Annotated in this window: 1 protein-coding gene; it reads left to right on the plus strand. The window is 48.8% G+C overall.

The annotated features are described in order from the left end of the window. Positions 1-253: 253 nt before the first annotated feature. Positions 254-817, plus strand: coding sequence for a hypothetical protein (locus tag F6K13_RS34745; protein WP_287290195.1), 564 nt, complete (start codon positions 254-256; stop codon positions 815-817). Positions 818-1,016 lie beyond the last annotated feature (199 nt).

A 1,016-nucleotide genomic window follows, 5' to 3' on the forward strand; every position in this document is an offset into this window, starting at 1 on the left:
TCCATATCACTCTTGTTAAATCGACAAGGAATGGGACGTTGCCCGAGGACAGCAAAACGATGCATTCTCCTAAACGGGATAGGGTTCCCCCTTCACCAATAATCAAGCGCTTGTCCTCAGAACCATGCTCTCAAACAGGCACAGTCGCACCAGTGAAAAATCGGTCTTAACTGCAAGAGTCCCGTCTTTCATGGTCTGGTATATATGGAGAGGTGGTGCGCGAACATTAGGTTTCTTTCATATTGAACGAACAGTGGCGTTCGTTAGAGGCTCTCAATGGAACAAAGACCTCAAGCACAAGCACTATGACTCAGTTGAGCTGACGAGTGCTACAGGCAAGAAGACGACCTATTTGACCCGTACCATTAAGGGGCGGCTCAAAGATGTGGGATTTGATGTCTGTGTGGTCATCTCAAAGCGGCACAATCGGGATTCTCACCCGAAGTATTACCTCTGTAGCGATACGAGTTTATCGGCAGCAAAGATACTGAAACGCTATTCCAAACGATGGGCCATTGAAACCGAGTATTGGCTATTGAAGCAATGTTTGGGCTTAGGCGATTTTCGCGTCCAACACTACGAAGCGATTCACAAGTGGTATTCGCTGGTGTACGTGAGTTTGCACTTTTTGCATTATCAACTCATTGTCTCTCAACAGAGCGCCAGCCCATTTCACTCTATTGCTCAGGTGATTGAGCATCACCGGGCGCAACACGCTCAGGCACTTTTATTGGCAGCCTGTGACCAAGCGATTGCGGAGGGCAACACCGATGGAGTGATTGAACGCTTTGTCGTTCCGACTCGGATTGCGGCTTAGTGTCCTGAGAAACACAAGACGTATCTGAGCCAAGGTGTTGAGGCCAAACCCTCAGCACACGTTGCACAATGCTCAATTTCTCATCACCAGGTCCCTATTTGAGTCCTAAATTTGCCAGACTCCAGTTCTCCCATCGGAATCCAGCCATTCGCAACACTATGACCCACGAGAAGATTACCCGATGCCAGCAGGATGGGCA

This window comes from Okeania sp. SIO2B9 (assembly GCF_010672505.1).
Classification (GTDB): domain Bacteria; phylum Cyanobacteriota; class Cyanobacteriia; order Cyanobacteriales; family Microcoleaceae; genus Okeania; species Okeania hirsuta.